Consider the following 26,323-nt stretch of genomic DNA (forward strand, 5'->3'; position numbering starts at 1 on the left):
TGCGCATTGTACAGGAATCTCGTAGAGATTTCATGCCGTCGCTAATCGCTACGAAAAATCCTAGTTTTTACCCTCTCAGACACAACAAAAAGCGCCCAATAGCGACAAATACACGCGCTACATGAAACATATTCATGTAGCGCTATAAGTTTACGTTTCTTGACATAAGTCAAATGCATGGTGAATGTGTGAAGAAAGTCACATTCACGGCATGTATGATTTTCATAGGGAGACAAGAAGAGCGTTCTGATAATGCTTCTTATTTGTCGCTATCAGATACTTATTTCAATGTCGGAAAAAACTTATGAATTCCCATGTTACAGAGCGCAACACTCAAATCATCGCTGCCTACACAGCGGGGAACCGTAATAAATCAGAATTGGCACGCTATTTTGGTGTATCCGCAACAACAGTCCGGCGTGTGCTGGCAGGTGTTGTGATGACGATGACGGCGACCTCTGCAGCACATGCTGATTTGTTGAAAGACTACACCGATATGGGGTTTTCAAATTTCACAGCGAAGTGGGTAAACATGACCGCCAGTGAACAGGCCACTATGCGGGAAGCGCTTCGTAGCGAAGGCCATGAAAATCTCTTAATAGATCTTGGGGATAAATTAAACCAGTCAGCGCCGGAAATCATTCAGCCAGCACCACCGCAGGCCACGCCTCACACTCAGACCATCACGCCGACCCTGACCGCACAGCTGACGCCGCAGGCCACTCCGCAGGCTACGCCGCAAAAAATGGCCGTCGCACCAACCCTGACCGCGCAGCTGACGCCGCAGGCAACCCCGCAGGCCACGCCGCAAAAACTGCCCGTTGCGCCAACCCTGACCGCGCAGCTGACGCCGCAGGCAACCCCGCAGGCCACGCCGCAAAAACTGGCCGTCGCGCCGACCCTGACCGCGCAGCTGACGCCGCAGGCAACCCCGCAGGCCACGCCGCAAAAAATGGCCGTCGCACCGACCCTGACCGCGCAGTTGACGCCGCAGGCGACTCCGCAGGCTACGCCGCAAAAACTGCCCGTCGCACCAACCCTGACCGCGCAGCTGACGCCGCAGGCAACCCCGCAGGCCACGCCGCAAAAACTGCCCGTCGCACCGACCCTGACCGCGCAGCTGACGCCGCAGGCAACTCCACAGGCTACGCCGCAAAAACTGCCCGTCGCACCAACCCTGACCGCGCAGCTGACGCCGCAGGCAACCCCGCAGGCTACGCCGCAAAAATTGGCCGTAACGCCGACCCTGACCGCGCAGCTGACGCCGCAGGCAACCCCGCAGGCCACGCCGCAAAAAATGGCCGTCGCACCGACCCTGACCGCGCAGTTGACGCCGCAGGCAACCCCGCAGGCCACGCCGCAAAAAATGGCCGTCGCACCGACCCTGACCGCGCAGTTGACGCCGCAGGCCACTCCGCAGGCTACGCCGCAAAAACTGCCCGTCGCACCGACCCTGAGCGCGCAGCTGACGCCGCAGGCAACCCCGCAGGCCACGCCGCAAAAACTGGCCGTCGCGCCGACCCTGACCGCACAGCTGACGCCGCAGGCAACCCCGCAGGCTACGCCGCAAAAAATGGCCGTCGCACCGACCCTGACCGCGCAGCTGACGCCGCAGGCAACTCCGCAGGCTACGCCGCAAAAAATGGCCGTCGCACCGACCCTGACCGCGCAGCTGACGCCGCAGGCAACCCCGCAGGCCACGCCGCAAAAACTTCCTGTTGCACCAACGTTGACCGCGCAGCTGACGCCGCAGGCAACTCCGCAGGCTACGCCGCAAAAACTGGCAGTCGCACCAACCCTGACCGCGCAGCTGACGCCGCAGGCAACCCCGCAGGCTACGCCGCAAAAACTGGCCGTCGCGCCGACCCTGACCGCGCAGCTGACGCCGCAGGCAACTCCGCAGGCCACGCCGCAAAAACTGCCCGTCGCGCCAACCCTGACCACGCAGCTGACGCCGCAGGCTACGCCGCAAAAACTGGCCGTCGCACCAACCCTGACCACGCAGCTGACCCCGCAGGCCACGCCGCAAAAACTGGCAGTCGCACCAACCCTGACCGCGCAGCTGACGCCGCAGGCAACCCCGCAGGCTACGCCGCAAAAACTGGCCGTCGCGCCGACCCTGACCGCGCAGCTGACGCCGCAGGCAACTCCGCAGGCCACGCCGCAAAAACTGCCCGTCGCGCCAACCCTGACCACGCAGCTGACGCCGCAGGCTACGCCGCAAAAACTGGCCGTCGCACCAACCCTGACCACGCAGCTGACCCCGCAGGCCACGCCGCAAAAATTGGCCGTCGCGCCGACCCTGACCGCGCAGCTGACGCCGCAGGCAACTCCGCAGGCTACGCCGCAAAAACTGGCCGTCACGCCGACCCTGACCGCGCAGCTGACGCCGCAGGCAACCCCGCAGGCTACGCCGCAAAAACTGGCCGTCGCGCCGACCCTGACCGCGCAGCTGACGCCGCAGGCTACGCCGCAAAAACTGGCCGTCGCACCAACGTTGACCGAACAGTCAACTGTTGATAAAACGCCAATACGGGCTGCAAACTCATCCACAGTTCAGGAAGTCACCTCAACCCCGGCTCAGCAACCGGTGGTTAAGCAAGAAGTTCGTTCAACTTATTACGATAAACAAATCACGGCGCTGAACGCAGCCGCTGAACAAGATCACGCCGAGGTCCTTGCTGAATCTCACAGCCGCGCAGTGGGTGATGCCAACACGCTGAGCCAGGCAAATGATTACACCAATAAAAAGTTCTCTGACCTGAAATCTGAAGTCGATGACAACAAAGATCAGGCTAATGCAGGCACCGCGTCAGCCCTCGCTGCTGTCGGGATCCCACAGGTAGAAGCAGGTTCTGACTTCATGGTCGGTGCCGGTGCGGGCACTTATGGTAATCAGTCTGCCATTGCGGTGGGTGTATCAGGCCATATCACCGCAAAAACAGTGACCAAATTAGCGGTAACCGGCGACACAAATAACGGTGTCGGTGCTTCCGCAGGTATTGGCTGGAACTTCTAAACTCATTAAACAGCCAGCCCCACAGGGCTGGCCTCACTTCAGGAAAAGGCAGACTGATATGAAAAAAATTTTTGTCATTGTAGCTATCACGTTGCTCGCAGGCTGTTCCACTCAGGCGTCAAGAATGGCGAACTGCCAGGCACAGGGGATTTCAAAAGATACCTGTTACCTCGCCGAGCAAAATCGCCAGACCGGTATACAAAATGCGGCACTGAAGCAGGCCATGGAAAATGCCGCCAGTCAGTACGCCCAGGCGACGAAAAAAGTCATTCACGCGAAGATTAAGGGAATAGATATCAAAATCTTTCCCGGCGATAAGCAAGGGTATATCGAAGGGACTGCAGCATATCTTGATGAAGATAACGCGGATGCTCAGGTCTATCGCAAAGGTATTTTCACAGCGATTTATTACAAGCGCACACACAAGCTGGTTCTGATGCGCAACGGTCAGATTTACGGTCGGGCGACAACATGAAAAGACATCATACCGATCAGTTTAAACATCTGTCGCCGGAGCAGCAGCTTACCTGCCTGAAAATGCTTCAGCGCGTGGAGGAGACGCCGCTTTCCAAAGGGATCACCGGTGTCGCCGTCTCGGTGATCATGAATAACGGGCATACCGCGACGCTGAGTAAGTTCATCGCACAACCTGAAGAAGTGTCCGTGTTAGTCAGCTGGAACAATGATCAGCGCGGTAATGACCGCAGGGATTAATAAGGACGTTTTGCTCCCATGCATGTGATAGACCTGACCAGAAAAGAGCGTTCGTCTACCGGCGTTTTGTTTCTGCATACACTGAAAGACAAAGGGTATGTTTACCGGCTGAAAAGAGTTGAAGTGGAAGAACTGACGCTGCGGTTAATTAAACTCAACCATTTTCACCATTTTTCCAGCATGACCGGTATTCATACCTCAAAGATTTATAACGATAAAATCGAGGCAGCGAAGAGCCTGTGTCACTTTATAGAAAAGGTGACCGGCGCAAAATGCACGGCAGATATTTTAAACACGTATTAAATTGAGGTAAGGAGGATGAGCGCGGCATAAAATCGCGCTGAATTCTGTTTTCAATCTTACCGTTATAGAATCCAGCGCGATCTGCCCCGAATCTCCCCATCCCAGATTTCAACACCCGTTTCACTTGCCCGCACATAGCTACCCGTTGAAAGGATTGTTGTAACACACGATGACATCGTCGTTGCTTATCATAAGTGGGTTAGAATCAGCAAAAATCGCCAACAAAGAACTTTAGCGAAATTTGAGGATATGTTTTGCCCCATAGGCCCGCTCGCTCATTCACCCGCTCCTACTGAATCTGAATCCCTTCAAAGCGGCACACAAGCTGCTCCCGGTTTATCTTAGGGGCACTGCACCTACGCCAGATCTAACTTAAGTCAAATTAACCGTGCGAATACCTCTCTGCTTGCTTTAACATAACCTTACTTTTCATATGGAGATTTAAAGAATGGCTATACCAGCTTATCTATGGCTTAAAGATGACGGCGGCGCACTGATTAAAGGTTCTGTGGACGTTAATGGTCGCGAGCACTCAATCGAAATCACTTCTTTCAATCACTCACTAAGTATCCCCACTGATAATGGCACCGGAAAATTAACCGGCACACGCTTACACGGTGCAATGCAGGTGGAGAAAGATTTCGACTCTTCCTCTCCCTACTTATACAAAGCCGTCGCCACGGGCCAGACATTGGAATCAGCAGAATTGAAGTGGTACCGGATTAGTGATGCTGGGCAGGAAGTTGAATACTTCAACATGTTCCTGGAAGGCGTAAAAATTGTCTCCGTTGTCCCCATGATGCACGATACAAAAACTGTTGTTGATGTCGGCCATAAAGAGGCTATCCAGTTACGCTATCAGAAAATCACATGGAAATATTTGGATGGGAACATTCAATACAGCGATGCATGGAATGAGCGTGTGACGGGGTAACAGAATATGGATACTACCGAACAAGTCAGTGGTTATTACTTCAGCGGGCTATCTAATTTATCCGCTGGAGAATTGTTTTTCTGGGTTTTTCTTGATGAAACTGGCAAGCAAATTGGCATTGCTGATTTTGCGAACCTTGCACTGATCATTCTCGGACAACCCATGAAGGCGACGCGTGCGAAACCACTGGGAGCTACTCCGGGTACATCTATTCTGAGCTATCATTTGCGTCAATGGCTCAATATTGAAGTGAAGCATTGGCCCACGCTCACGAATGGGAGTATCCGAAAGTTAAAGTTCTCATATGTAACAAATCTGGGAGCATTCACGGGTAGATGGATCCCCATTCTCGGATGGGTAATATTAGCCGACGACGTAGCCACCATTGCCTATAAGTCGACTAACCGCTACAACACCATTGCCAACGAGAAAGACCGCCTATGGTAAGCAATGAGGACATCATTGATTGGTACAATGAGCGGTTTAACAAACCGGGTTATTTCTCAAAAAAACGCTGGCCCGTCACCATTGATACAAGTCTTTCAACCGGACGCTATGTGTGGGCATGTGAGACAGGCGACGAGATAATGAAAGAATATTTCGAGAAATTTAAGGTTGACCCTCAGGGGTTTGATTTCGTGAAATATTGGCCTGTTGAAGCATCTGGCTCATCTATCTTTGCGCTATGTACATGCGGAGATGATTACGAAGAACCGCTGCCGTTAACACTCAAAATGCTCGCAGAATCTGCGCGGGCTGGAAAATGGCTTTATGATTAAAATTTTCCCGCTAACTGAGCCCGGATGGTGTTTAACATTTACGGCACCTGCATGTCGTAAAGCATTGCAGAGCAAGTGGCGATGCTAAATTTTAAGTCAGGCAGCGATGTCCCATTCATACCCTACCGGGAATAAGCGGCTCTATAAATAAGCCTGCATGCCCTAATTAATTGAAGAGTCTGTTCAAAAAATTGCGTTTGTAAGTCACGCCTTATGCGCGGACGATGAACTCTCTTGCTCATCACAACGCTGAGTCTGGCGCAGGAGTTAACGTGGGATTTTTAAGCGAGATTTTCGCCCGAATTGCCGGCCAGAAGTCTGCACCCCATCCGGTAACAACATCACCTCAACAGGAGTTAACAATGGCAAAAGTACTGGTTCTCTATCATTCCATGTATGGTCATATTGAAACGATGGCGCAAAGCGTTGCCGAAGGCGCACGCAGCGTACCCGGTGTTGAAGTCACGATAAAACGCGTCCCTGAAACCATGCCCGAAGAAGCGTTTAAGGCTGCGGGTGGCAAAACTGGTCAAACGGCAGACGTTGCTTCTCCGGCAGAACTCGCTGATTACGACGCCATCATTTTCGGCACACCAACCCGCTTTGGTAACATGACCGGTCAGATGCGCACCTTCCTTGATCAAACCGGCGGCCTGTGGGCCAAAGGCGCACTGGCAGGCAAAGTCGCCAGCGTATTCAGCTCAACTGGCACCGGCGGCGGTCAGGAAATGACTATCACGTCGACCTGGACCACCCTCGCCCATCACGGCATGATCATCGTGCCAATCGGTTACACCACCCCGGAATTGTTCGATATTTCACAGGTTCGCGGCGGCACGCCTTATGGCGCGACCACTATCGCCGGTGGCGATGGCTCACGTCAGCCAAGTGCCGAAGAGCTGCGTATTGCCGTGCATCAGGGTAAACACGTCGCCACGATCACCAGCAAACTGGTGGGTTAATTTTTTTAAAAACCCCAAAAAAAAGGGTTCGGCATCCATTGCCGAACCCTTTTAGTTTTTACGTTTTAACGCTTATTTACCACGCGATGCAATGATGTTTTCAGCGACATTGCGCGGTGCCTCGGCATAGTGATTGAACTCCATGCTGTAGGTTGCACGGCCCTGCGACATTGACCGCAAAACGGTGGAATAACCGAACATTTCAGACAACGGCACTTCGGCTTTGATAATTTTACCGCCGCCGCCCGCGATCTCTTCCATGCCCTGCACCGTGCCGCGACGTGACGACAAATCACCCATCACGCCACCGGCATACTCTTCCGGCGTTTCCACTTCCACTTTCATCATCGGTTCAAGAATCACCGGGTCCGCACGTTTGGCCGCTTCCTTGAAACCAAAGATCGCCGCCATTTTGAACGCCATTTCCGAGGAATCGACCTCGTGGTACGACCCGAACGTCAGCGTGACTTTCACGTCGACGACCGGATACCCCGCCAGAATGCCGTTATTCAGCGCTTCCGTTACCCCTTTCTCAACGGCAGGAATAAATTCACGCGGAACAACACCCCCTTTGGTCGCATCCACAAACTCAAAACCGGTGCCTGCCGGCAGAGGTTCAAGCGTGAACACCACGTGGCCGTACTGGCCTTTACCGCCGGACTGACGCACAAATTTGCCGTCCACATCTTTCACCGTTTTACGCACCGTTTCGCGGTACGTGACCTGCGGTTTACCGATGTTAGCTTCCACGCCAAACTCACGTTTCATGCGGTCGACGATGATCTCCAGATGCAACTCACCCATACCGGAAATGATCGTCTGCCCGGATTCCTCATCAGTACGAATGCGGAACGACGGGTCTTCAGACGCCAGCCGCGAAAGCGCAATGCCCATTCTCTCCTGGTCGGCTTTGGTTTTCGGCTCGATAGCCTGCGAGATCACCGGATCCGGGAACTCCATGCGCACCAGCGTAATAATGTCAGACGGGTCGCACAGCGTTTCGCCGGTTGTCACGTCTTTCAGCCCCACGCAGGCGGCAATATCACCGGCACGGATTTCGTCGATCTCGATACGGTCATTGGCGTGCATTTGCACGATACGGCCAATACGCTCTTTCTTGCCGCGCACCGGGTTATATACGCTGTCGCCTTTTTTCAGCACGCCTGAGTACACCCGGACAAACGTCAGCTGGCCGACATACGGGTCAGTCATCAGTTTGAACGCCAGCGCCGAGAACTTCTCGCTGTCATCGGAATGACGAAATATCTCGTTGCCATCTTCGTCGGTCCCCGCGATCGGCGGAATATCCAGCGGCGAAGGCATCAGTTCGATCACGGCGTCGAGCATGCGCTGCACGCCTTTATTCTTGAACGCGCTGCCGCACAGCATTGGCTGGATTTCACCGGCGATGGTACGCAGGCGCAGACCTTCGGTGATCTCATCCTCGGTGAGCGCGCCTTCTTCGAGATATTTATCCATCAGCGCGTCATTGGCTTCGGCGGCTGCCGACACCATTTTCTCGCGCCACTCTTCTGCCAGCGCCTGTAACTCCGCCGGGATTGGTGCATAACTGAAGGTCATGCCCTGCGTCTCGTCATCCCACAAAATGGCGCGCATTTTGCGTAAATCCACCACGCCCGTGAAATGCTCTTCGCTGCCGATCGGGATAACGATCGGGATCGGATTGGCTTTCAGGCGGTCCACCATCATCTGGCGAACGCGGAAGAAATCTGCACCCTGACGGTCCATTTTGTTCACAAAAGCCAGGCGCGGCACTTTGTATTTATTCGCCTGACGCCACACGGTTTCAGACTGAGGCTGCACGCCGCCGACGGCGTCATACACCATCACCGCGCCGTCGAGAACGCGCATGGAACGTTCCACTTCAATGGTGAAATCCACGTGCCCCGGTGTGTCGATAATATTAATACGATGCTCATCGAACGAGTGATCCATCCCGCGCCAGAAACAGGTCACCGCGGCGGAGGTAATGGTGATGCCGCGCTCCTGTTCCTGAGCCATCCAGTCTGTGGTCGCACCGCCGTCATGCACTTCTCCCAGCTTATGATTCATGCCGGTATAGAAAAGAATACGCTCGGTGGTGGTGGTTTTACCTGCGTCGATGTGTGCTGAGATACCGATATTGCGGTAGCGCTCGATTGGCGTTTTGCGAGCCATATAACGTCCTTACTGGTTGATGGCTAAGTTGGCGGGGAGTGGTTTTCACGTCCCGTCACAAAGTATTGGGTACTAAACTTCTTAATTCGGAGAGTATACTACAATTGTACGTGTATATTCGTACAATTAATTTAGTCTATCAATGAAATTGGTCACAGGCCGTCACGTTGTACAGCAGTTGAGGGATAGGCTATATTGCGCGGCCGCCGATATTTTAAAATTTTAGCCAAAATAATTCTGGTTGCAGGAAGGCGGCAAACGCATCTGCAACCTGAAGTATGAAGGGTAAAGAGGATAGTCCGATGATAGCCAATCACCCCGAACGCGAGCAGATCCGCCTCGAAAATGTCCTGACTGCGTTGGGTAATCCGTTACGTCTGGCCGTGGTGCGCACGCTGGCAAAAGGCGGCGAACATCCGTGCGGAACATTATTGCAGGGGCTGTCGAAATCGACGCTGACTCACCACTGGCGCGTATTGCGTGACAGCGGCGTGATCTGGCAACGCCCGGATGGCCGCGCCAACTTACTTTCACTGCGCCGCGACGATCTGGACGCCCGCTTCCCCGGCCTGCTCGATTCCCTGCTTAACGCCATCGAATCCGACGGCATTACGCTGGAATCCACCCAGAAACATATCTCCGAGCAACACCTTTAATTTTTCGCCAGTTGTGATTTCACCAGCGAACAGAACGTATTAATGATAGACGATCCGTGGCTGTCCTCCCGCCGGGCAAGATAAAGCGGTGCGCTGAGTTTTGTGGTGGCATCGAGAGGCAGAAACACCACGCCGTCGCCACCCAGGCGGGTCATCGAAGCGGGCACAATCGAAATGCCCAGCCCTGCGCCTACCAGACTCAGACACGACGTCAGCCGTGGCGCTTCCTGCACAATGTGCGGGCTGAAACCGGCGCGGACATACGCCGCCAGTATTGCATCGTACAGCCCCTGCCCGGCGCGTCGCCGGTACAGCACAAAAGGCTCGTTACTCAGTTCTTCCAGTTTTAAAGGCTGGTCGCCCGGCTGAGAGGCCAGCCGGTGTCCCGCCGGAACCGCCACCCACATCGGTTCTTCCAGCACTTTTTCCATCTCTAATTCCGGCATATCTTTTACGCGCATGCGCACAAAAGCGACGTCCAGCTGCCCGGCCACCACGCCCGCCAGCAGCTCACCGCTGCCATTTTCCTCAAGCAGGGTACTGACCGACGGGTAAATTTCGCGATACCGGCGCAGCAGCGCGGGCACAAAGGTATGCAGGGCAGCAGAACTGGTGAATCCGATGCGGATGCGCCCCTGTTCGCCCAGCGCCGCGCGTTGCATCGCAGCGCTCAACTGGTCAGCCCGCGCCAGCACGGCACGGGCTTCGTTCAGCAACACTTCACCGGCCTCAGTCGGGATCACCCCGCGCGGCAAACGCTGTAACAAGACCACGCCGAAATCCTGCTCCAGCCCCTGCAACAGACGGGTCAGCGGGGGTTGCTGGATAAAAAGCAATTCTGCGGCGCGGGTAATGCTCCCGGCCTCGACAACGGTCACGAAGGCATTCAGACGTTTCAGCTCAATCATTGCCATACTCTCCGGGTATCGGTATTCACTATTATAGGCATTAGACATCATGGCACGTCGGCGCGCATGATCCTCAACAGAATTTACGCCTTTGGCATCATTGAATTACATTTAGGGAGAGTGCAGCAATGGCCGACTGTTCACAGGAAAAAATCATGCTCGATCTGGAAGAACACACCGCACCGCAACCCGATTGCGGACAACTGTTTATGGGCTTTTTCGTCCTCGGGCTGACCGGGTTTGGCGGCGTTCTGCCAATGGCACGACACATGCTGGTGGATAAACGCCGCTGGCTGACTGCCGATCAGTTCACCGAGTTGCTCGGGCTGTGTCAGTTTCTGCCGGGCGGCAATATCATCAATTTGTCCGTAGCGCTGGGGATGGAGTTTCGTGGCCTGCGCGGTGCGCTCTCGGCCATTTTGGGGCTGATTCTGGCGCCGACCCTTTGCGTGGTATTGCTCGGCCTGATTTACGCACGCTATCAGAATGAACCGCTGGTGGAGCATCTCTTTGCCGGAATGGCGGCAGCGGCAGCGGGTTTACTGCTCTCAACCGGCATAAAAATGCTGGCTCCGCTGCGCGGAAAATGGCTGCAACTGGCGCTGGTCGCGGCAGGCGTAGTGGCCATCGCCCTGTTTCGTATACCGATGCTGCCGGTCATGCTGGTGCTGGCACCGGTCAGTATCTTCATCTGCGCAAAAGGGAAATTCTGATGACGGTTTTATTCTCGCTGGCCCTGTTGTTCACTGAACTTTCCCTGCTGGCCTTCGGCGGCGGGAACACTATTTTGCCGGAAATGCAGCGTGCAGTGGTCGATGTGCATCACTGGATGAGCGCGCAGGAGTTTAGCGCCCTGTTCGCCCTGGCGCAGGCAGCACCCGGCCCGAATATGATGATCGTACCGCTGATCGGCTGGCAGGTGGCGGGTTGGTCCGGGCTGCTGGTGTCATCTCTGGCGAAGTTCGGCCCGTCATCCATCGTCACGCTTATCGTGATGGGCGGGTGGAAACGCTACAAAGACCGGGCATGGCGGCAGGTGATCCAGCGCGGGCTGGTGCCGGTCACCGTCGGGCTGGTGGTATCGAGCGGATTGCTGATCGCCGAAGCCTCCGCCACCAACGCCCTGATGGGCGGCATTATCGTGGTGTGCACTCTGCTGGCGATGAATAAACGCATCCACCCCCTCTGGGTACTGGCCGCCGGTGCGTTGCTGGGGCTGGTATTGGGTTAAAAGCACAACATGATAATAAAACATTTTACGCGGTATAATACCGCGTGATTTTTTAAAATTCAGCTGTGTGATGTTTTTAGATTTAATTAAACCATTTTATTTTATTCTTCCACCCCCTGTCATTACCTTATCCCTGCGTTCATGGACAGCTTATAACGCTGTCCATTTTATTATCAAAACAAGGATATTATAATGACGGATAATATTTATACTCCTCAATTAAAAATCATGGGTGCACGTACCCAAACTGCAACCGGTTATTTATTTACGCGCCGCCGCCTGGTGGCGTTAGATAATACCACTCTTGAACCTGTGGTCGCACAATGGTGTTATGAAGGCGAATCGGATAAATCGGTTGGCAGCAGTTTCGTCGACACTCAGCCGCAGAAAAAATTATACGTCACGGCTGAAAATTATATGGGCCGGGTGCCCCTAAATGTCAGCAATATTGACGGCAATTATTTCGCAGTCACCGTGCGCAAAAATGACGGAGAAGTGACGGCCTGGGGGCTAACCACCTGTGGCGGTGTCCCTCCCGTCAGCGAGCGCAATCATGATGTTGTCGGCTTCGCCACCAGCAATCAATCGGTGTGCGCCCTAAATGCGCAGGGTCAGGTGTTCTCCTGGGGCTTTAAAACGCAAACAGGCGAGGAGATGGCAGTCCCGGAGAGTGTCGCCGCTCTCACTGATATCATCAGTATTAAAGGGACTGACTCGGCCATGGCAGCATTGCGCAGTACAGGGCAGATCGTCGCATGGGGTGTGAAAATCAACGGTGCCGAGGTGCCCGCCCACATCGCATCGCTCACCGATATCGTGGACATTCAGGCCACTTCCGGCGCATTTGCCGCCCTCCGGGCTTCCGGCCACGTGGTCGTCTGGGGCAGTGAGGACGAGGGCGGAAAACTTAGCGATGAACTCGCTTTGCTCAGCGATATTGTTGAAATCCAATCCAGTTCTCACGCTTTTGCGGCCCGCAGGGCGAACGGTCAGCTCATTGCATGGGGCGATCCGGCCTATGGCGGCCTGTTACCGCGGGACATTGCCCTGCTCACCGATGCCGTTCAAATCACCGGTTCACTGAATAGTTTCGCCGCCCGCAGCGCATCAGGCCACGTGGTCGCCTGGGGGAACAGTCAGCCTGTTCCGGCACACATTAAATTACTGGATGATATTGTCGATGTACAGATGACCGATACCGCAGTCATTGTCCTACGCGCTAACGGTGAGGTCGCCGCTTGGGGCGATAATACTCAGGGGGCAGAAGTTCCGCAGAGTTTAAATAATGTTGTGGCCATTACTGCTTCCTCAAACGCCGTAGCTGCCCTCAAAAGTGACGGCCGCGTAACAGGCTGGGGTAAATATTCCACTGACGGGCTGGCATTATCGCTTACCGATATTCTCGCGGTATATACCAATCGCGAAAGCTTCTTTGCCATCAAAAATGACAATACCCTCGTAGCCTGGGGAAATAAGGGCAGCGGCGGGGATACCGCCAGCGTACCGGCAGATTTACAGGGGAATATAGGTTATTACGGACCTTCCGGAAAATTAAAGGTTATGGGGGCGAGAGAACAGTACAACTGTCTGGTGGCACTCGACACAGAAACATTACAACCCGTTAAAGCCTTATGGCGATATGAGGGAGAAACTGAATCAACCGAAGCCATTTATTTTGTAGAATCTCGTGAATTTTCGAAATTGTATGTCAGTCAACATAATTACAGTGAAGTTGTCAGACTAAACATGAAAAATATATCATTCTGCGGCCCATGTGACTTTGCCGCAATTAACACCACGAACGAAGCCGTTGGTTGGGGGCAAGCTTCAAGTGGTGGTTATCGTCCCGTCGGTACCCGGAATGAAAATATTATAAATATTGCTCATGGTGCGAGTAACTACTGCGCACTCAATAAATCCGGGCAGGTATTTGCGTGGGGAAATCAAACCAGTGGCGGTCCAATTCCAGCTGAAATATCCGAACTTACTGACATCACCAGGTTATGTTCAAGTTCTGAAGGTTTTTTAGCGCTCAGAGCTAATGGCCAGATCGTTGGATGGGGTAGAGAATATTATAGTTTCCCAATCCCTGAACAGATATTAGCACTGACTGATGTTATTGATTTCTACAGAGGTTCAAATTGTTTTGCGGTTTTACGTAAAACACATCAGATTGCTGCGTGGGGGAATTTATTTTTTGGTGGCTCGGTACCCGAAGCCATTTCTTCAATGACAAATATTAAAGAAATCGAAACAGGCGTGGGTTTCACTGCTCTTACCTCAGAGGGAAGTGTGGTCGCGTGGGGTGATTCAGGCACAAGTGACCTTTCGCCCGAAATTGCAGAGTTAACCGATATCACCCGGGTGCGGAATTTGGGACATTCCGCCATTGCTTTCCGGGCTAATGGTCATATTGTTGCCTGGGGGCATCCGCAATATGGAGCTGTACTTCCTGAAGATATTGCAACCCGCAATGATATTATTGATGTCCAGCTCGCAGGTAATACTGTCATCGGGCTCTTAACAAATGGAAAGATTGTCGCATGGGGAGATAAAGGTTCATTGGCCTATCAGGTGCCTGAAAATCTCAACAACGTAGTATCCATACGAGCAAGTACTGACAGCGTTGTTGTCTTAAAAGCAGATGGTACAGTAATCACTTGGGGGAATAGCCAATACGGTGGGGACTCCAGTCTTATAAAAGATAAACTGCTCAATGTTCGTGCTATTTATGCCAATGCTGGTGGGTTCTGCGCACTTAAAAATGATAATACTGTAGTGACCTGGGGCCATATTATCCCAAATAATGCAGGTGAAACACTCGTACCCGCGACAATTCAGGGAACCCTCTCTTATGAGGCAACGGATAATTAAATATCATTAATTTCTGTTTGTTTGCCGTTAACAGCCGCCCTTAACATCGGGCGGCTTTATTATTTACAGCCAGCGCGAATTAAGAACAGAATACGCGGGCTTCACGCGGGGTATAAATACCAAAGGTCACCAGCCCCAGCAGGCCGTTGACGAAAGTTTGTTGGGTTTCAACGCGAACCACTTTATCCGCACCACCGCAGACTTTCGCTGCATCGATGGATTTCTTCTGACCAATACCGCTGACGAAGAAGTGATGTGTGGTCACTTGCTTAGGCGCGGTGGCAATCCCCTGACCCATGTTGAAAGTTTGCTGTGCACAGCCGGATAACAGAACGGCAACGGCCGCCGCAAGAATAACCTTTTTCATGACAATCCCTTTATAGAAGACCCTAATGGTCAATAAGTATCGATATCAGTCTGCCGGTACGCCCTGTAAAAAACGGGCGGGATCAGCAGATTCAAGGGTGTTATCGGAAGACTGACGGAAAAATTTAGGCTAAAGACTGAAAACAGTGCATTTATTGTGGTTTTTTAATTGCGAACCCGATCTCAGCATCTTTCCAATATATAGCGTATTGATGATTTATTGAGTTTCTATATATATCAATCGTTAAGGATGATAATGAAAACGACACCTCTGAGCCTTGCCATTTCTGCCCTTCTGCTTTCTACTGCTGCCGCCTCCGCCAACGATACCCCGCCCGAACTCAGCCAGCGTGAAGTTACCCTGCTGACCGTGGACGGCTTGCCGTTCAAAGACCTTAACCGTTCCGGGAAACTGGAACCTTACGAAGACTGGCGGCTGACGCCTGAAGAACGCGCTGCGGATCTGGTAAAGCGTATGACGCTGCAGGAAAAAGCCGGCGTGATGATGCACGGATCGGCACCGACGGCCAACAGCCCGATCGGCGCAGGCACGCATTATGATATGGCGGCAGCGGAGAAAATGATTTCCGGTGCCAGGGTGAACAGCCTGATCACCCGGCTGTCAGCGGAAGACCCGGCGGTAATGGCGGAAGAGAACAATAAATTACAGCAGATTGCCGAAAAGACGCGGCTCGGTATTCCGGTCACCATCAGCAGCGACCCGCGTAATTCTTTTGAGTATCTGATTGGCGCCAGCACCTCTTCCGGTAAATTCACTCAGTGGCCGGAAACCTTAGGGCTGGCGGCCATTGGCAACGAGAAAGTCACCCGCCGCTATGCTGATATCGTGCGTCAGGAATATCTGGCCGTCGGCATTCGTGAAGCGCTCTCGCCGCAGGCCGATCTGGCAACCGAGCCGCGCTGGGCGCGCATCAGCGGCACCTTTGGCGAAGATCCGACCCGCGTTCACAACATGGTGCGCGGCTACGTGGAAGGTATGCAAAACGGCGCCGACGGTCTGAATCAGGGCAGCGTGATTTCGGTAGTGAAACACTGGGTCGGCTACGGCGCGGCGGAAAACGGCTACGACAGCCACAACGTCTATGGCAAAAATGCCGTCTTTCCCGGTAACAATCTGAAAGAACATATTTATCCGTTCACCGGCGCATTTGAAGCCAATGTCGCCAGCGTCATGCCGACTTATTCGATCCTGAAAAATGTTTCCCTTGAAGGCAAACCGCTGGAACAGGTCGGTGCAGGGTTCAGCCATCAGTTGCTCACCGATATTTTGCGCGGGCAATACGGCTTTAAAGGCGTGGTGCTGAGCGACTGGCTGATCACCAGTAATTGCGAAGGCGAATGTCTGAACGGTTCGCAGCAAGGCAAAGACCCTGTGCCGGGCGGCATGTCCTGGGGCGTTGAAACCCTGACACCGCAGCAGCGTTTCGTGAAAGCGGTGCTGGCAGGTGTCGATCAGTTTGGCGGCGTGACCGATTCACAGCTGCTGGTTAACGCGGTGAATGAAAAGCAACTGACAGAGCAGCGCCTTGATGAATCTGTCGTGCGTATTCTTGAACAGAAATTCCGCACAGGCTTGTTTGAAAATCCGTACGTCGATGTGCAAAAAGCCGTGCAAACCGTGGGTCGTGCCGACTGGCAGAAAGAAGCAGATTCAGCGCAAGGGCATTCTCTGGTGTTACTGCAAAACACCGGTGACACATTGCCGCTGAAGAAGGGCCAGAAAATCTGGCTGTACGGCATCGCACCACAGGCCGCAAAAGCTGCCGGTTTCACCGTGGTGGATACGCCGGAAAAAGCGGATATTGCGCTGATCCGCGCTCATGCGCCGTATGAACAACCGCACAAAGCCTGGTTCTTTGGCAAACGTCATCATGAAGGCTCGCTGGCTTATACCGATGACAATGCGGATTATCAGGCGATTGTGAAAGCCAGCAACGCGGTGCCGACGGTGGTGACCGTTTATCTCGATCGCCCCGCCATTCTCACCAACGTGAATGACAAAGCGAAAGCCATTATCGGCAACTTTGGTGTCAGCGATGCGGTGCTGTTTACCCGCCTGACCAGCACCGAAGCCTATACCGGTAAACTGCCGTTCGAACTGCCCTCCTCCATGGATGCCGTGCTCAGACAGAAATCAGATATGCCGCACGACAGCGAAAATCCGCTGTTTGATATTGGCTTCGGGCTGGCACGTTAATCTGCTGGTCCCTTAAGAATGTCCCGTCTTTTGGCGGGGCACGCTTCAGCGGGTTTGTCTGACACATTGCCATTTAGCCACCACCTGCCCGGCTACTACGTCGTCTTCCCTGCCCTGAATTTCCCGCCTCAAAACCATAAAAACCATCAGATTCATGCGGATAAAAATGCGTCACTTCACACTTTTGTCGTAAAGTTCCCTTGAATTTGTAAAATAATAATGATAACAATTATCATTAAGTTTAACATTCGTCTCGTTTTCGTTATCACCCGCCTTATTCAGGACGGGCTTTCGTGCGGAACGCTGTTGGCTTCTGGGCTTATTTACACACGCATCAATTAATTACTCGATTATTAATCGGGTTATTTATAGGGACTATTAATATGTTGTTGGCTTTTCCCCTCAAACGCTCGGTGCTTTTGTGCGCCATGGCCGTCGCTGTTCCGGCTTCCTCTTTGGCCGCCGAAGATACCGTGGTCATCAAAGCCTCTCAGGCTGATACCGCAGATGCACCGACGCAGGGTTACAGCGCGAAAACGTCTAAAAGTGCGACCAAAACCGATCAGCCACTGATCACCACAGGTCAGGCCGTGTCCGTCGTGACCCGCCAGCAAATGGACGACCAGAACGCCACTACCGTCAATGCCGCGCTGAACTATACGCCAGGCGTGTTCACCAACTTTGCGGGCGGCGCAACGCGTTATGACACCATTTCCCTGCGTGGCTTCCACGGTGGTGACGTCAACAACACATTCCTCGATGGCCTGCGTATTCTGAGCGATGGCGCAAGCTATAACTCCATTCAGGTCGATCCGTGGTTCCTCGAACGTATTGATGTGGTGAAAGGGCCGTCCTCTGCCCTTTACGGCCAGAGCATTCCCGGTGGCGTCGTGGTTGAAACCACCAAGCGTCCTCAGTTCGCGGAAGAAGGCCATTTCCGTCTGTCCGGCGGGACGCAAAACACCAAAGGCGGTGCGTTCGATTACACCAATGCGATCAACGACCAGTGGGCATTTCGTCTGACCGGCATGACCCGCAGCAGTGATACGCAGTATGATCACCAGCGCGAAGAGCGTTATGCGATCTCCCCGCAGCTGATGTGGCAGCCGGATGAAAATACCTCCCTGTTACTGCGCGCCTACCTGCAAAAAGATCCGTCCGGCGGTTATCACGCCGCGGTTCCTGCCGACGGCAGCCTGTATGGCCAGAAACTGAGCCGTGGATTCTTCGACGGCGAAACGGATCGTAACCAGTTCAAACGCTGGGAGCAGATCTACAGCTACGAATTCCAGCATGCGTTTAACGATGTCTGGTCCTTCCGCCAGAACGCCAACTACACCCATTCCAATACCGAACTGGATCAGGTGTATCAGGCTGGCTGGAACGCAGACCGCACGTTGATGAACCGCTACTATTCCGGTGAGAAATCCTCTCTGGATACCTTCGCGATTGATAACCAGCTTGAAGCTGATTTCGCCACCGGCGAACTGGCGCACAAAGTGGTGCTGGGCTTCGACTATTCTCACTTCGTCAATGATCTGAAATCTGACGGCGCCACCGCAGGCACGCTCAACCCGTACACCGGTGTTGGCAGCGATGCGCTGGACTATTACAGCCTTTCTCGCGGCAAAAACCGTTACGAGCAGATGGGCACCTATCTGCAGGACGAAATGAGCTGGAACAAATGGTTCCTGACCCTGTCCGGCCGTTACGACACGCTGAAAACCGACAGCCGCAGCTACGAAAGTATCTATGGCAAAGAAAGCAGCAGCGAGCGTAAAGACAGCCACTTCAACAGCCGCGCTTCCCTGTTGTATGCCTTTGACAGCGGGATTTCCCCTTACGTCAGCTACAGCCAGGCGATGACGCCATCGGCCCTGCCAGGCTCTGATGGCACGCTGCTCAAACCGATGCAGAGTGAGCAGTACGAAGCGGGGATCAAATATCAGCCGGTCGGCACGTCCGATATGTACAGCGCGGCACTGTATGATCTGACGCAGGATGACGTGGGTAACCGCGTAGTGGTCGGCAGCTATTATGAACCTGCGGGTAAGATCCGTTCACAGGGTCTGGAGCTGGAAGCCAAGAAACAGGTGACCGAGCGCTTCAACGTGATGGCCGGTTATACCTACAATAAAGTGCGTATTCGCGATGCCAGCCAGAATAACGGCAACACGCCATACGTGACGCCAAAACAGATGGCGTCGATCTGGGGTCAGTACAATACGCCGGTCGGTGTGGATCTGGGCGCGGGTGTACGTTACATCGGCACACAATGGGCGGATAACGAAAATACCCGTCACATGCCTTCCGCGACGCTGGTTGATGCATCACTGCGTATGAATCTGGTGCAGTTTAATCCGCAGCTGAAAGGCGCATTTGTGCAGCTGAACGCCAATAACCTGTTCGATAAGAAATACGTCGCTGCCTGTTACGGCACCAGCTATTGCTACTGGGGTCAGGAACGTACCGTGGTCGCGACCGTGGGTTATGATTTCTGATAGCTAAACGTGTTGAAAGAACCCTGAGAAATCAGGTTTTTTTTATGCCCTGAAATCGCCTGCCACAACAGACCTGGCAAGCGTTTCTGGCCGCGCAGAACGGCTTAATTGTGAAGGAATTGTGTGAAGATCCACAAAAAATGCCTTCGGCGCAGGGAACTTTTCCAACAGCGTGAGAAAGCTTTGGCCTGTTTGAAATAAATCCTTATAATTAGCGACCCTGAAATGTGATTCGTTACACATACTGAGTCTCATTAAAGTGCCTGTGAACGTACACTGTTCCTCCGGTTGAAAGCAGGCCGGGGGGAAATCAACATCCTGACAACAACTGCCAGTGTGGCATTAACGACCAACGAAAATATGAAAATGAGCATTCGCGCGATAGTTACCCTGGTTTTGGCAGTTGCTGCATACAGCCAGGCATCTTTTGCTGTGGTTTATCCTCTTCCGGCGAACAATGGTCGTCTGATCGGTGAAAATATCACGGTCACTGTTCCACAAGGCAGCAGCCTGCCTCTGGAACATTTTGCAGCGCAATACCAGATGGGTTTGAGCAACATGCTCGAAGCTAACCCTGGCGTTGACCCGTTCCTGCCAACCCCTGGCACTGTGCTGACGATCCCACAGCAGTTAATTCTGCCGGATACGCCGCATGAAGGTGTTGTCATCAACAGCGCAGAAATGCGTTTGTACTACTACCCGAAAGGCACCAATACCGTCGTCGTTCTGCCAATCGGTATCGGCGAACTGGGTAAAGACACCCCGCTTAACTGGGTGACCACTGTTCAGCGTAAAAAAGCCGGTCCGACCTGGACACCAACGGCAAAAATGCATGAAGAATACGCGGCACGCGGCGAATTCCTGCCAGCCGTCTTCCCTGCCGGCCCGGACAACCCGATGGGTCTGTACGCGCTGTACGTGGGACGTCTTTATGCCGTTCACGGCACCAACGCTAACTTCGGTATCGGTCTGCGCGTGAGCCACGGTTGTGTGCGTCTGCGTGATGCTGACATCAAATGGCTGTACGACAACGTGCCGCAGGGCACCCGCGTTCAGTTCATCAACGAGCCGGTGAAAGCCACGGTTGAGCCAGACGGCAAGCGTTATGTTGAAATCCATAACCCGCTGTCTTCCAACCAGGAAGAATTTGATTCCCAGCAACCGATTCCAATCAGCCTGACGGGCAGTTCAAATGCCGTGGCGATGGATCCGAGTGTGAATCAGACTGTGGTTCAGCGTGCGATTGAGATGCGTGCCGGGATGCCGGTTCAAATCAACTAAGCATAAGGCCTGGAGTGGTGTGAGAATTTGGAAAGCCCCGAAAATTTTTCGGGGCTTTTTTTTGGGGATTTTTTCTCCTCCCCCTCGCAGACGACGGAGCTGTCCGGGTTATTTTGAAATGATGGCAAGCTGTTTACTTTTCTCATCCTGAGCAGGTGAAGTTGTGACCTTAAAAGCCTCTGGCCGCGTTCAAAAATCACGCCGCAGGAAGAGGTGGAAAACCGCGAGGTTTTTTGCGCGGGTTGTAACCCGACCGGAGGGAACCGCGCAGCGGCGGGATTTTGCGGCAATAGGAGGAGTTTCTGAAACAGAGCCGGGATGCATGGCACGTGTTTTAAAGAGCCCGGGATTCTCAAGGGTGGTGGCGACAGACCACCCTTGAGGCCGGTTTGGGTGGCAACCCAGGGTCTTGACCTTAAGGCCAGTTTGGGTGGCAACCCAGGGTCATGAATTAGTGGGCGAGAAACTTCTCCAGAAACTGCTTAGTCCGCGCATGCTGCGGATTCGAAAACAGCTCCTTTGCCGGCCCCTGCTCGACGATCTTCCCCTGATCCATAAAGATCGCCCGGTCAGCTACGTCTCGCGCAAAGCTCATTTCATGGGTGACGATCACCATCGTGCGGTGCTCGAGCGCCAGGGCGCGGATTGTGTTGAGCACTTCGCCGACCAGTTCCGGGTCGAGGGCTGAGGTCGGTTCGTCGAACAAAATGACTTCAGGCTCCATCGCCAGTGCGCGGGCTATCGCCACACGTTGTTGCTGGCCGCCCGATAAACGGCGCGGATAGGCATCCTCTTTGCCGCTCAGGCCGACTTTCTCCAGCAGCTTGCGCGCGGCGGCTATCGCTTTCTCTTTCGGTTCACCCTTCACGATGACCGGCCCTTCAATGATGTTTTCCATCACGGAACGGTGCGGGAACAGATTGAAGTTCTGGAAGACAAACCCGACCTGCTGACGCAGTTCACGGACTTTGTTTTTTTGTTTGCTGATCGGCTTATTGCCATCAATTTCGATATTGCCCACTTTGATGGTGCCGCCGTCCGGCTCTTCCAGCAGATTGACGCTGCGCAACAAGGTGGTTTTACCGGAACCGCTTGGGCCAATAATCGCCACAACTTCGCCAGCATTGACCTGCAAATCGATACCGTGCAATACCGTTTGGCCGTTGAATTTCTTAGTCAGTTGCTTAACGTCAATGGTACTCATGAAGGCTCCTGATCCTGACGGTTAACGCGGTCTTCCAGACGGTTTTGCAGGAAGGATAATACGGTCGCCAGCACCCAGTAGATGATCGAGGCGGCCAGATACATGGTGAACACTTCCAGCGTACGCGAGGTGACCAGTTGCGCCTGGCGGAACAGTTCCGGCACCTGAATGGTCGCCGCCAGTGAGGTGTCTTTCACCAGACCGATAAAACTGTTGCCCAGCGGCGGCAGCGCGGTGCGGGCGGCCTGCGGTAAAATCACGCGGCGCAGCGTCTGCCACGGGTTCATGCCGATACTGGCAGCAGCTTCCCACTGCCCTTTTTCGATCGACGAAATCGCCGCACGCAGGGTTTCAGAGGTGTAAGCCGCGGTATTAAGCGACAGGCCGATCATGGCAGCCGGAATAGGATCCAGCTCAATGCCAAACTGCGGCAGGCCGTAGTAAATCATAAACAGTTGCGCGATAAGCGGCGTACCACGAAACACGGACACGTAAAAACGTGACAGCCATGACAGCGGCCAGAAACGCGAAAGGCGCATCAGCGCCAGCATAAAGCCCAGTAATAACCCGAAAATCATCCCGCCGAGACTCAGCTGGAGCGTAAACAGGGTGCCCTTCAATAAAAATGGTGCTGAATCCAGCACCAGTTGAATACTTTCTTGCATCCGATAAAGACCTTCTGGATGTTTGCTCGGAATGGATCCGGGGCGGCGTGATGTGCCTCCCCGGTCATCGTGAGCGATTATTTGGTGACGTCAGCCCCGAACCATTTTTCAGAAATCTTGGTCAGTGAGCCGTCTTTCTGCATATCAGCAATGGCTTTGTTAATCGCAGCCAGCAGTTCCGGGTTGTTTTTACGCAACGCCACGCCTGCTTCCAGACGGGAGAACGGCGCACCCGCAACGGCTAAGGTATTGCCGGTTTTCTTGACCAGATCCAGCGCGGCCAGACGGTCTACCAGAATGGCGTCGATACGGCCTACGCGCAGATCCTGGTATTTTGTCGGGTCATCATCATAGGTACGGATATCCACGCCCTGAACATTTTCACGCAACCACTGCTCGTAGTTACTGCCCAGACCCACGCCTACTTTCTTACCTTTCAGATCTTCAGGTTTAGCAAAATTGGCCTCATTGCCTTTTTTGGTCAGCGCCTGAATGCCGGAAACGGTGTACGGCGTGGAGAAATCATATTTCTTCTGACGCTCCGGGGAAATCGTCACCTGGTTAATCGCCACGTCGATACGTTTTGATTCCAGGGAAGCCAGCATACCGTCCCACTTGGTCGGTTGCAGCTTGGCTTTCACGCCCATGTGCTGCGCCAGCGCATCTGCAAATTCCACTTCAAAACCGGTCAGTTTGCCGTCTTCACCCTGAAAACTGAACGGAGGATAGGTGCCTTCCAGCCCGACGATCAGCGTGCCGCGCTCTTTAACTTTCTTCAGTAAACCTTCATCGGCGAAGCTGTTGCTGACCATACCGGCAGTCAGCGAGACGGCGACAGCACCCAGAAGTAAACGACGACGCAGTGTAGAAAAAATCATATTCACCTCATTTATAGTTAATTATAAAACGTTATATACCCAATGAATTTGCGCACAGTAGCACCCGTCGCAACAGTTATCAGGAATATAATTCTATAATCTTAGCTCAAAATGGAATAAGCACACGTTAAGCCATCAACACCCTCTTTTCCACCCATCACAACGATAAGTCATGCCTATACAAAAGGGTGATAAGCAAAGAGTGCCGGAGCCCCGCCGGTGTGAATAAACAGGATCGGGCCCTCGTCCGGGAACAATCCGCGCTCAATACCGTCGAGCAGCCCCGCCATCGCTTTTCCGGTGTAAACCGGATCAAGTAACATCGCTTCCTGTTCTGCCAGCAGTTTGATCGCTGCCATCCCGGCGTCATTAGGCTCACCGTAGCGCGGCGCAAAATACTCATCCCATAAAACAATCGTTGGCGATGTGTCGTCAAACTCTAAACGGGCCGCCACTTCGCGCGCAATGGCCTCGACTTTCGGACGTTGTTCATGCGCCTTACGTGACACTGTAACGCCAATCAGTGCCGTGTCCGGCATCAGATGGCTGAGGGCGACCGCCAGCCCCGCGTGAGTTCCGGCGCTGCCGGAAGCAACCACGACGGCGCTGAAATCCACAAAACTGGCCGAGGACTGCTCGGCGATTTCCAGCGCACACTGAACATATCCGAGCGCACCCAGCGCGTTCGAGCCGCCCACCGGCACGATGTACGGACGAAAACCCTGAGCTTCCAGACGCTCTGCCTGCTCCGCCAGTTGCGCCATCGGGTCGTACAGCGCTTCGCACATCACCACTTCGACGTTAAACAGATCCAGCAACAGACGGTTGCCGTTGGTCAGATAGTTAGCTTCTTGCGTGCCGATAGGATTTTCCAGCAGCGCGACGCATTTCAGGCCAAGCTTCGCTGCCACGGCGGCGGTCTGACGAACGTGGTTAGACTGAATAGCGCCTGCGGTGACTAACGTATCTGCGCCTTCTGCCAGCGCATCGGCCACCAGATATTCCAGTTTTCTCAGCTTGTTACCGCCCATCGCCAGCGGCGTGACGTCATCACGTTTGATGTAAATATCGCGCCCCAGATGTTCTGAGAGGCGGTGTAATTTCTCCAGCGGGGTGCTGTTACCCAGTAAATCGAGACGATCAAAGGCATCCAGCCGGTTTTTAAGCAATGAAATTTTAGCAGGCACAATGTTCCCCTGACGCGCAGCCGCATCGCTGAGCGAAACCGTAAATGTGGATTATTAGGATATGAAAGGAGCGTAATGATGAAGTATATAAAGAATGTATACAAACTGTAGACAAAAAAACAGGCTCCCGGAGGAACCTGTTTGTGGTGTTACATCGTCAGTCTGTGCTGAACAGTCTCAGGCTGATTTCTGCCAGGCCAGATACTGATCGTATTTGCGCAAGGCAATACGGTAGTTATCATGCGCCGCCACCGGCAGATCACTGATGATCCGCTGGTGGATACTGTCCCCTTTCAGTTTATCGAGAGGATAGTTATTGGCAGACAGGATGTCATCCAGACGGCGGAGGCGGACAACGTATTCGCGCACCGTGCTGTGATTCATTTCAGTCTGTTCAAACAGATATTGCTTAAACGCCATAATGTCAAAATACGACGAATGGCTGTTACAGCTAATCTCACTGCAAAAACGACACAGAGCGGTCAGTTCTTGCGACAGGTTTTGCCACACGTCATCATCAATAGGCTGGTCCATCTTAGCGATGGCCTCTTTATTAATGATTTGCCCGCGAAACACCAGCGCCATCCTGTCGAGTTCTTTTGCGCACTGTGAGCAGTGAGTCTGACTGTGTTTAAAATCTTTAAGATAACGGCTTAAAGGCCTTGTTTTGATTCCCGCTGGCATAAATTTATTCCTGATAAGGGACATAAAATGTATAACCGGCCAGGAAAAAGCGGATCAGTGGTCGTTAGCCAGGCGCGTTCGCAATCGCTTAATCGCCTGACTGTGCAGCTGGCTTACGCGGGATTCCCCGACTTCCAGCACTGCCCCGATCTCTTTTAAATTCAACTCTTCCTGGTAGTAAAGCGTAAGAACTAACTTTTCCCGTTCTGGTAACGCATCGATAGCTTCCATCACCCGGTGGCGTAAATTGCCCTCCAACAGATGATGTAACGGGTTGGCCTCTTCGTGCCCTTCCATCAATGCCTCGGCTGAATCGCCGTGCTCTTCACGCCACTCGTCATAAGAAAACAACTGGCTGCTGTTCGTATCCATCAGTATTTGCCGGTATTCCTCGATGGGAATATCCAGCGCCTGCGCCACCTCTCCTTCACTCGGTGGTCGCCCTAAACGTTGTTCTGCGTGATGCATCGCCTGGGAGACTTCACGCGCATTGCGTCTGACGCTGCGCGGCACCCAGTCGCGGCTGCGCAGCTCATCGAGCATCGCCCCGCGAATTCGCTGGACGGCGTAAGTGGTAAACGCCGTACCCTGCATTGCATCAAAACGCTCAACCGCATTTAACAGGCCGATGCCCCCCGCTTGCAGTAGATCATCAAGCTCTACGCTGGCGGGAAGCCGTACCTGCAAACGCAGGGCTTCATGGCGCACCAGCGGTACATAGCGCTGCCACAAAGAATTTTTGTCTATCACGCCGTCGGCGGTATACAGATCGCTCACTGTC

At 53.5% G+C, this 26,323-nt stretch carries 24 protein-coding genes; 15 read left to right on the forward strand and 9 right to left on the reverse strand.

From position 1 onward, the window contains the following. Positions 1-439: 439 nt before the first annotated feature. The 8 genes from ACQZQY_RS17075 (at position 440) to wrbA (ending at position 6,711) form a co-directional block, all read left to right on the forward strand. Positions 440-3,019, forward strand: coding sequence for a YadA-like family protein (locus ACQZQY_RS17075; protein ID WP_431296074.1), 2,580 nt, complete (start codon positions 440-442; stop codon positions 3,017-3,019). A gap of 58 nt (positions 3,020-3,077) precedes the next feature. Beyond that, positions 3,078-3,494, forward strand: coding sequence for a hypothetical protein (locus ACQZQY_RS17080; protein WP_390972284.1), 417 nt, complete (start codon positions 3,078-3,080; stop codon positions 3,492-3,494). Further along, positions 3,491-3,733, forward strand: coding sequence for a hypothetical protein (locus ACQZQY_RS17085; RefSeq protein ID WP_122095097.1), 243 nt, complete (start codon positions 3,491-3,493; stop codon positions 3,731-3,733). Before ACQZQY_RS17080 ends, ACQZQY_RS17085 begins: the two co-directional genes overlap by 4 nt. Positions 3,734-3,751: 18 nt before the next feature. Next, positions 3,752-4,036, forward strand: coding sequence for a hypothetical protein (locus tag ACQZQY_RS17090; protein ID WP_217203367.1), 285 nt, complete (start codon positions 3,752-3,754; stop codon positions 4,034-4,036). Between the two features lie 448 nt (positions 4,037-4,484). After that, entirely contained in the window at positions 4,485-4,970 is a 486-nt protein-coding gene (locus ACQZQY_RS17095) for an Hcp family type VI secretion system effector (protein WP_431296075.1), read from the forward strand. 6 nt (positions 4,971-4,976) lie between these two features. After that, positions 4,977-5,417, forward strand: coding sequence for an STM2901 family protein (locus ACQZQY_RS17100; protein ID WP_056769971.1), 441 nt, complete (start codon positions 4,977-4,979; stop codon positions 5,415-5,417). Then, positions 5,411-5,749 (forward strand): DUF1493 family protein, encoded by a 339-nt coding sequence (locus ACQZQY_RS17105; protein WP_056769969.1) that lies wholly within the window; start codon positions 5,411-5,413, stop codon positions 5,747-5,749. Before ACQZQY_RS17100 ends, ACQZQY_RS17105 begins: the two co-directional genes overlap by 7 nt. 362 nt (positions 5,750-6,111) lie before the next feature. After that, a complete protein-coding gene (gene wrbA / locus ACQZQY_RS17110; protein WP_136374854.1) occupies positions 6,112-6,711 on the forward strand; it encodes an NAD(P)H:quinone oxidoreductase in 600 nt (199 codons plus the stop codon). A gap of 72 nt (positions 6,712-6,783) precedes the next feature. Here the strand turns inward: wrbA and fusA are convergent, their stop codons facing one another. After that, positions 6,784-8,889 (reverse strand): elongation factor G, encoded by a 2,106-nt coding sequence (gene fusA / locus ACQZQY_RS17115; protein ID WP_390972292.1) that lies wholly within the window; start codon positions 8,887-8,889, stop codon positions 6,784-6,786. A gap of 302 nt (positions 8,890-9,191) precedes the next feature. Here fusA and ACQZQY_RS17120 point away from each other — a divergent pair, with 302 nt between their 5' ends. Next, the gene (locus ACQZQY_RS17120; protein ID WP_056769964.1) at positions 9,192-9,545 is read left to right on the forward strand and encodes an ArsR/SmtB family transcription factor; all 354 of its coding nucleotides are present in this window, start codon (positions 9,192-9,194) and stop codon (positions 9,543-9,545) included. Here ACQZQY_RS17120 and ACQZQY_RS17125 read toward each other — a convergent pair. Continuing rightward, positions 9,542-10,459: a LysR family transcriptional regulator gene (locus tag ACQZQY_RS17125; RefSeq protein ID WP_431296076.1), complete on the reverse strand. Its 918-nt coding sequence runs from the start codon at positions 10,457-10,459 to the stop codon at positions 9,542-9,544. The two genes, ACQZQY_RS17120 and ACQZQY_RS17125, sit on opposite strands and share 4 nt — an antisense overlap. Positions 10,460-10,581: 122 nt before the next feature. On the opposite strand from ACQZQY_RS17125, the gene ACQZQY_RS17130 reads away from it, so the two are divergent. From ACQZQY_RS17130 to ACQZQY_RS17140, 3 genes are all read left to right on the forward strand, one after another. Further along, positions 10,582-11,166 (forward strand): chromate transporter, encoded by a 585-nt coding sequence (locus ACQZQY_RS17130; protein ID WP_056769960.1) that lies wholly within the window; start codon positions 10,582-10,584, stop codon positions 11,164-11,166. After that, positions 11,166-11,684, forward strand: coding sequence for a chromate transporter (locus tag ACQZQY_RS17135; protein WP_431296077.1), 519 nt, complete (start codon positions 11,166-11,168; stop codon positions 11,682-11,684). Before ACQZQY_RS17130 ends, ACQZQY_RS17135 begins: the two co-directional genes overlap by 1 nt. A gap of 192 nt (positions 11,685-11,876) precedes the next feature. Beyond that, positions 11,877-14,558, forward strand: a complete 2,682-nt coding sequence (locus ACQZQY_RS17140; protein ID WP_431296078.1) for an RCC1 domain-containing protein — start codon at positions 11,877-11,879, stop codon at positions 14,556-14,558. Positions 14,559-14,637: 79 nt separating this feature from the next. Here ACQZQY_RS17140 and ACQZQY_RS17145 read toward each other — a convergent pair whose 3' ends face one another. Further along, complete coding sequence (locus tag ACQZQY_RS17145) at positions 14,638-14,925, reverse strand: Bor family protein (RefSeq protein WP_056769956.1); 288 nt, start codon at positions 14,923-14,925, stop codon at positions 14,638-14,640. 255 nt (positions 14,926-15,180) lie between these two features. Between ACQZQY_RS17145 and ACQZQY_RS17150 the strand changes: the two genes are divergently transcribed. The 3 genes from ACQZQY_RS17150 to ACQZQY_RS17160 all read left to right on the forward strand — a co-directional run bounded on the left by ACQZQY_RS17150 (position 15,181) and on the right by ACQZQY_RS17160 (position 20,924). Beyond that, positions 15,181-17,142: a glycoside hydrolase family 3 protein gene (locus ACQZQY_RS17150; protein ID WP_431296079.1), complete on the forward strand. Its 1,962-nt coding sequence runs from the start codon at positions 15,181-15,183 to the stop codon at positions 17,140-17,142. A gap of 383 nt (positions 17,143-17,525) precedes the next feature. After that, positions 17,526-19,643, forward strand: a complete 2,118-nt coding sequence (locus tag ACQZQY_RS17155) for a TonB-dependent siderophore receptor (protein ID WP_414070947.1) — start codon at positions 17,526-17,528, stop codon at positions 19,641-19,643. 360 nt (positions 19,644-20,003) lie between these two features. After that, a complete protein-coding gene (locus ACQZQY_RS17160; protein ID WP_056771888.1) occupies positions 20,004-20,924 on the forward strand; it encodes a L,D-transpeptidase family protein in 921 nt (306 codons plus the stop codon). Positions 20,925-21,375: 451 nt separating this feature from the next. On the opposite strand, the gene tcyN is transcribed toward ACQZQY_RS17160, so the two are convergent. The 6 genes from tcyN to ACQZQY_RS17190 all read right to left on the reverse strand — a co-directional run bounded on the left by tcyN (position 21,376) and on the right by ACQZQY_RS17190 (position 26,319). After that, complete coding sequence (gene tcyN, locus ACQZQY_RS17165; RefSeq protein ID WP_431296080.1) at positions 21,376-22,128, reverse strand: L-cystine ABC transporter ATP-binding protein TcyN; 753 nt, start codon at positions 22,126-22,128, stop codon at positions 21,376-21,378. After that, positions 22,125-22,793 (reverse strand): cystine ABC transporter permease, encoded by a 669-nt coding sequence (gene tcyL, locus ACQZQY_RS17170; RefSeq protein ID WP_056769946.1) that lies wholly within the window; start codon positions 22,791-22,793, stop codon positions 22,125-22,127. The genes tcyN and tcyL overlap by 4 nt, the downstream gene beginning before the upstream one ends. A 77-nt stretch (positions 22,794-22,870) precedes the next feature. Next, complete coding sequence (gene tcyJ / locus ACQZQY_RS17175; protein ID WP_056769944.1) at positions 22,871-23,671, reverse strand: cystine ABC transporter substrate-binding protein; 801 nt, start codon at positions 23,669-23,671, stop codon at positions 22,871-22,873. Between the two features lie 176 nt (positions 23,672-23,847). Beyond that, a complete protein-coding gene (locus ACQZQY_RS17180; protein ID WP_431296081.1) occupies positions 23,848-24,858 on the reverse strand; it encodes a D-cysteine desulfhydrase in 1,011 nt (336 codons plus the stop codon). Positions 24,859-25,035: 177 nt separating this feature from the next. Then, a complete protein-coding gene (gene fliZ, locus ACQZQY_RS17185; RefSeq protein ID WP_056769939.1) occupies positions 25,036-25,542 on the reverse strand; it encodes a flagella biosynthesis regulatory protein FliZ in 507 nt (168 codons plus the stop codon). Positions 25,543-25,596: 54 nt separating this feature from the next. Then, on the reverse strand, positions 25,597-26,319 hold the full coding sequence (locus ACQZQY_RS17190; protein ID WP_056769937.1) for an RNA polymerase sigma factor FliA: 723 nt from the start codon (positions 26,317-26,319) through the stop codon (positions 25,597-25,599). Positions 26,320-26,323 lie beyond the last annotated feature (4 nt).

It is taken from the genome of Rahnella sp. PAMC25559 (assembly GCF_050632365.1).
Taxonomy (GTDB): Bacteria; Pseudomonadota; Gammaproteobacteria; order Enterobacterales; family Enterobacteriaceae; genus Rahnella; species Rahnella rivi.

What these genes read in the sequence shown, in the direction of transcription:
- ACQZQY_RS17125 (WP_431296076.1), bottom strand. Translation starts at nt 10,459, where the DNA reads ATGGCAATGATTGAGCTGAAACGTCTGAATGCCTTCGTGACCGTTGTC.
- tcyL (WP_056769946.1), bottom strand. Translation starts at nt 22,793, where the DNA reads ATGCAAGAAAGTATTCAACTGGTGCTGGATTCAGCACCATTTTTATTG.
- ACQZQY_RS17130 (WP_056769960.1), top strand. Translation starts at nt 10,582, where the DNA reads ATGGCCGACTGTTCACAGGAAAAAATCATGCTCGATCTGGAAGAACAC.
- ACQZQY_RS17090 (WP_217203367.1), top strand. Translation starts at nt 3,752, where the DNA reads ATGCATGTGATAGACCTGACCAGAAAAGAGCGTTCGTCTACCGGCGTT.
- ACQZQY_RS17135 (WP_431296077.1), top strand. Translation starts at nt 11,166, where the DNA reads ATGACGGTTTTATTCTCGCTGGCCCTGTTGTTCACTGAACTTTCCCTG.
- ACQZQY_RS17105 (WP_056769969.1), top strand. Translation starts at nt 5,411, where the DNA reads ATGGTAAGCAATGAGGACATCATTGATTGGTACAATGAGCGGTTTAAC.
- ACQZQY_RS17085 (WP_122095097.1), top strand. Translation starts at nt 3,491, where the DNA reads ATGAAAAGACATCATACCGATCAGTTTAAACATCTGTCGCCGGAGCAG.
- fusA (WP_390972292.1), bottom strand. Translation starts at nt 8,889, where the DNA reads ATGGCTCGCAAAACGCCAATCGAGCGCTACCGCAATATCGGTATCTCA.
- ACQZQY_RS17145 (WP_056769956.1), bottom strand. Translation starts at nt 14,925, where the DNA reads ATGAAAAAGGTTATTCTTGCGGCGGCCGTTGCCGTTCTGTTATCCGGC.
- ACQZQY_RS17080 (WP_390972284.1), top strand. Translation starts at nt 3,078, where the DNA reads ATGAAAAAAATTTTTGTCATTGTAGCTATCACGTTGCTCGCAGGCTGT.
- ACQZQY_RS17160 (WP_056771888.1), top strand. Translation starts at nt 20,004, where the DNA reads ATGAAAATGAGCATTCGCGCGATAGTTACCCTGGTTTTGGCAGTTGCT.
- fliZ (WP_056769939.1), bottom strand. Translation starts at nt 25,542, where the DNA reads ATGCCAGCGGGAATCAAAACAAGGCCTTTAAGCCGTTATCTTAAAGAT.
- tcyJ (WP_056769944.1), bottom strand. Translation starts at nt 23,671, where the DNA reads ATGATTTTTTCTACACTGCGTCGTCGTTTACTTCTGGGTGCTGTCGCC.
- ACQZQY_RS17155 (WP_414070947.1), top strand. Translation starts at nt 17,526, where the DNA reads ATGTTGTTGGCTTTTCCCCTCAAACGCTCGGTGCTTTTGTGCGCCATG.
- wrbA (WP_136374854.1), top strand. Translation starts at nt 6,112, where the DNA reads ATGGCAAAAGTACTGGTTCTCTATCATTCCATGTATGGTCATATTGAA.
- tcyN (WP_431296080.1), bottom strand. Translation starts at nt 22,128, where the DNA reads ATGAGTACCATTGACGTTAAGCAACTGACTAAGAAATTCAACGGCCAA.
- ACQZQY_RS17150 (WP_431296079.1), top strand. Translation starts at nt 15,181, where the DNA reads ATGAAAACGACACCTCTGAGCCTTGCCATTTCTGCCCTTCTGCTTTCT.
- ACQZQY_RS17140 (WP_431296078.1), top strand. Translation starts at nt 11,877, where the DNA reads ATGACGGATAATATTTATACTCCTCAATTAAAAATCATGGGTGCACGT.
- ACQZQY_RS17120 (WP_056769964.1), top strand. Translation starts at nt 9,192, where the DNA reads ATGATAGCCAATCACCCCGAACGCGAGCAGATCCGCCTCGAAAATGTC.
- ACQZQY_RS17100 (WP_056769971.1), top strand. Translation starts at nt 4,977, where the DNA reads ATGGATACTACCGAACAAGTCAGTGGTTATTACTTCAGCGGGCTATCT.
- ACQZQY_RS17075 (WP_431296074.1), top strand. Translation starts at nt 440, where the DNA reads ATGACGATGACGGCGACCTCTGCAGCACATGCTGATTTGTTGAAAGAC.
- ACQZQY_RS17095 (WP_431296075.1), top strand. Translation starts at nt 4,485, where the DNA reads ATGGCTATACCAGCTTATCTATGGCTTAAAGATGACGGCGGCGCACTG.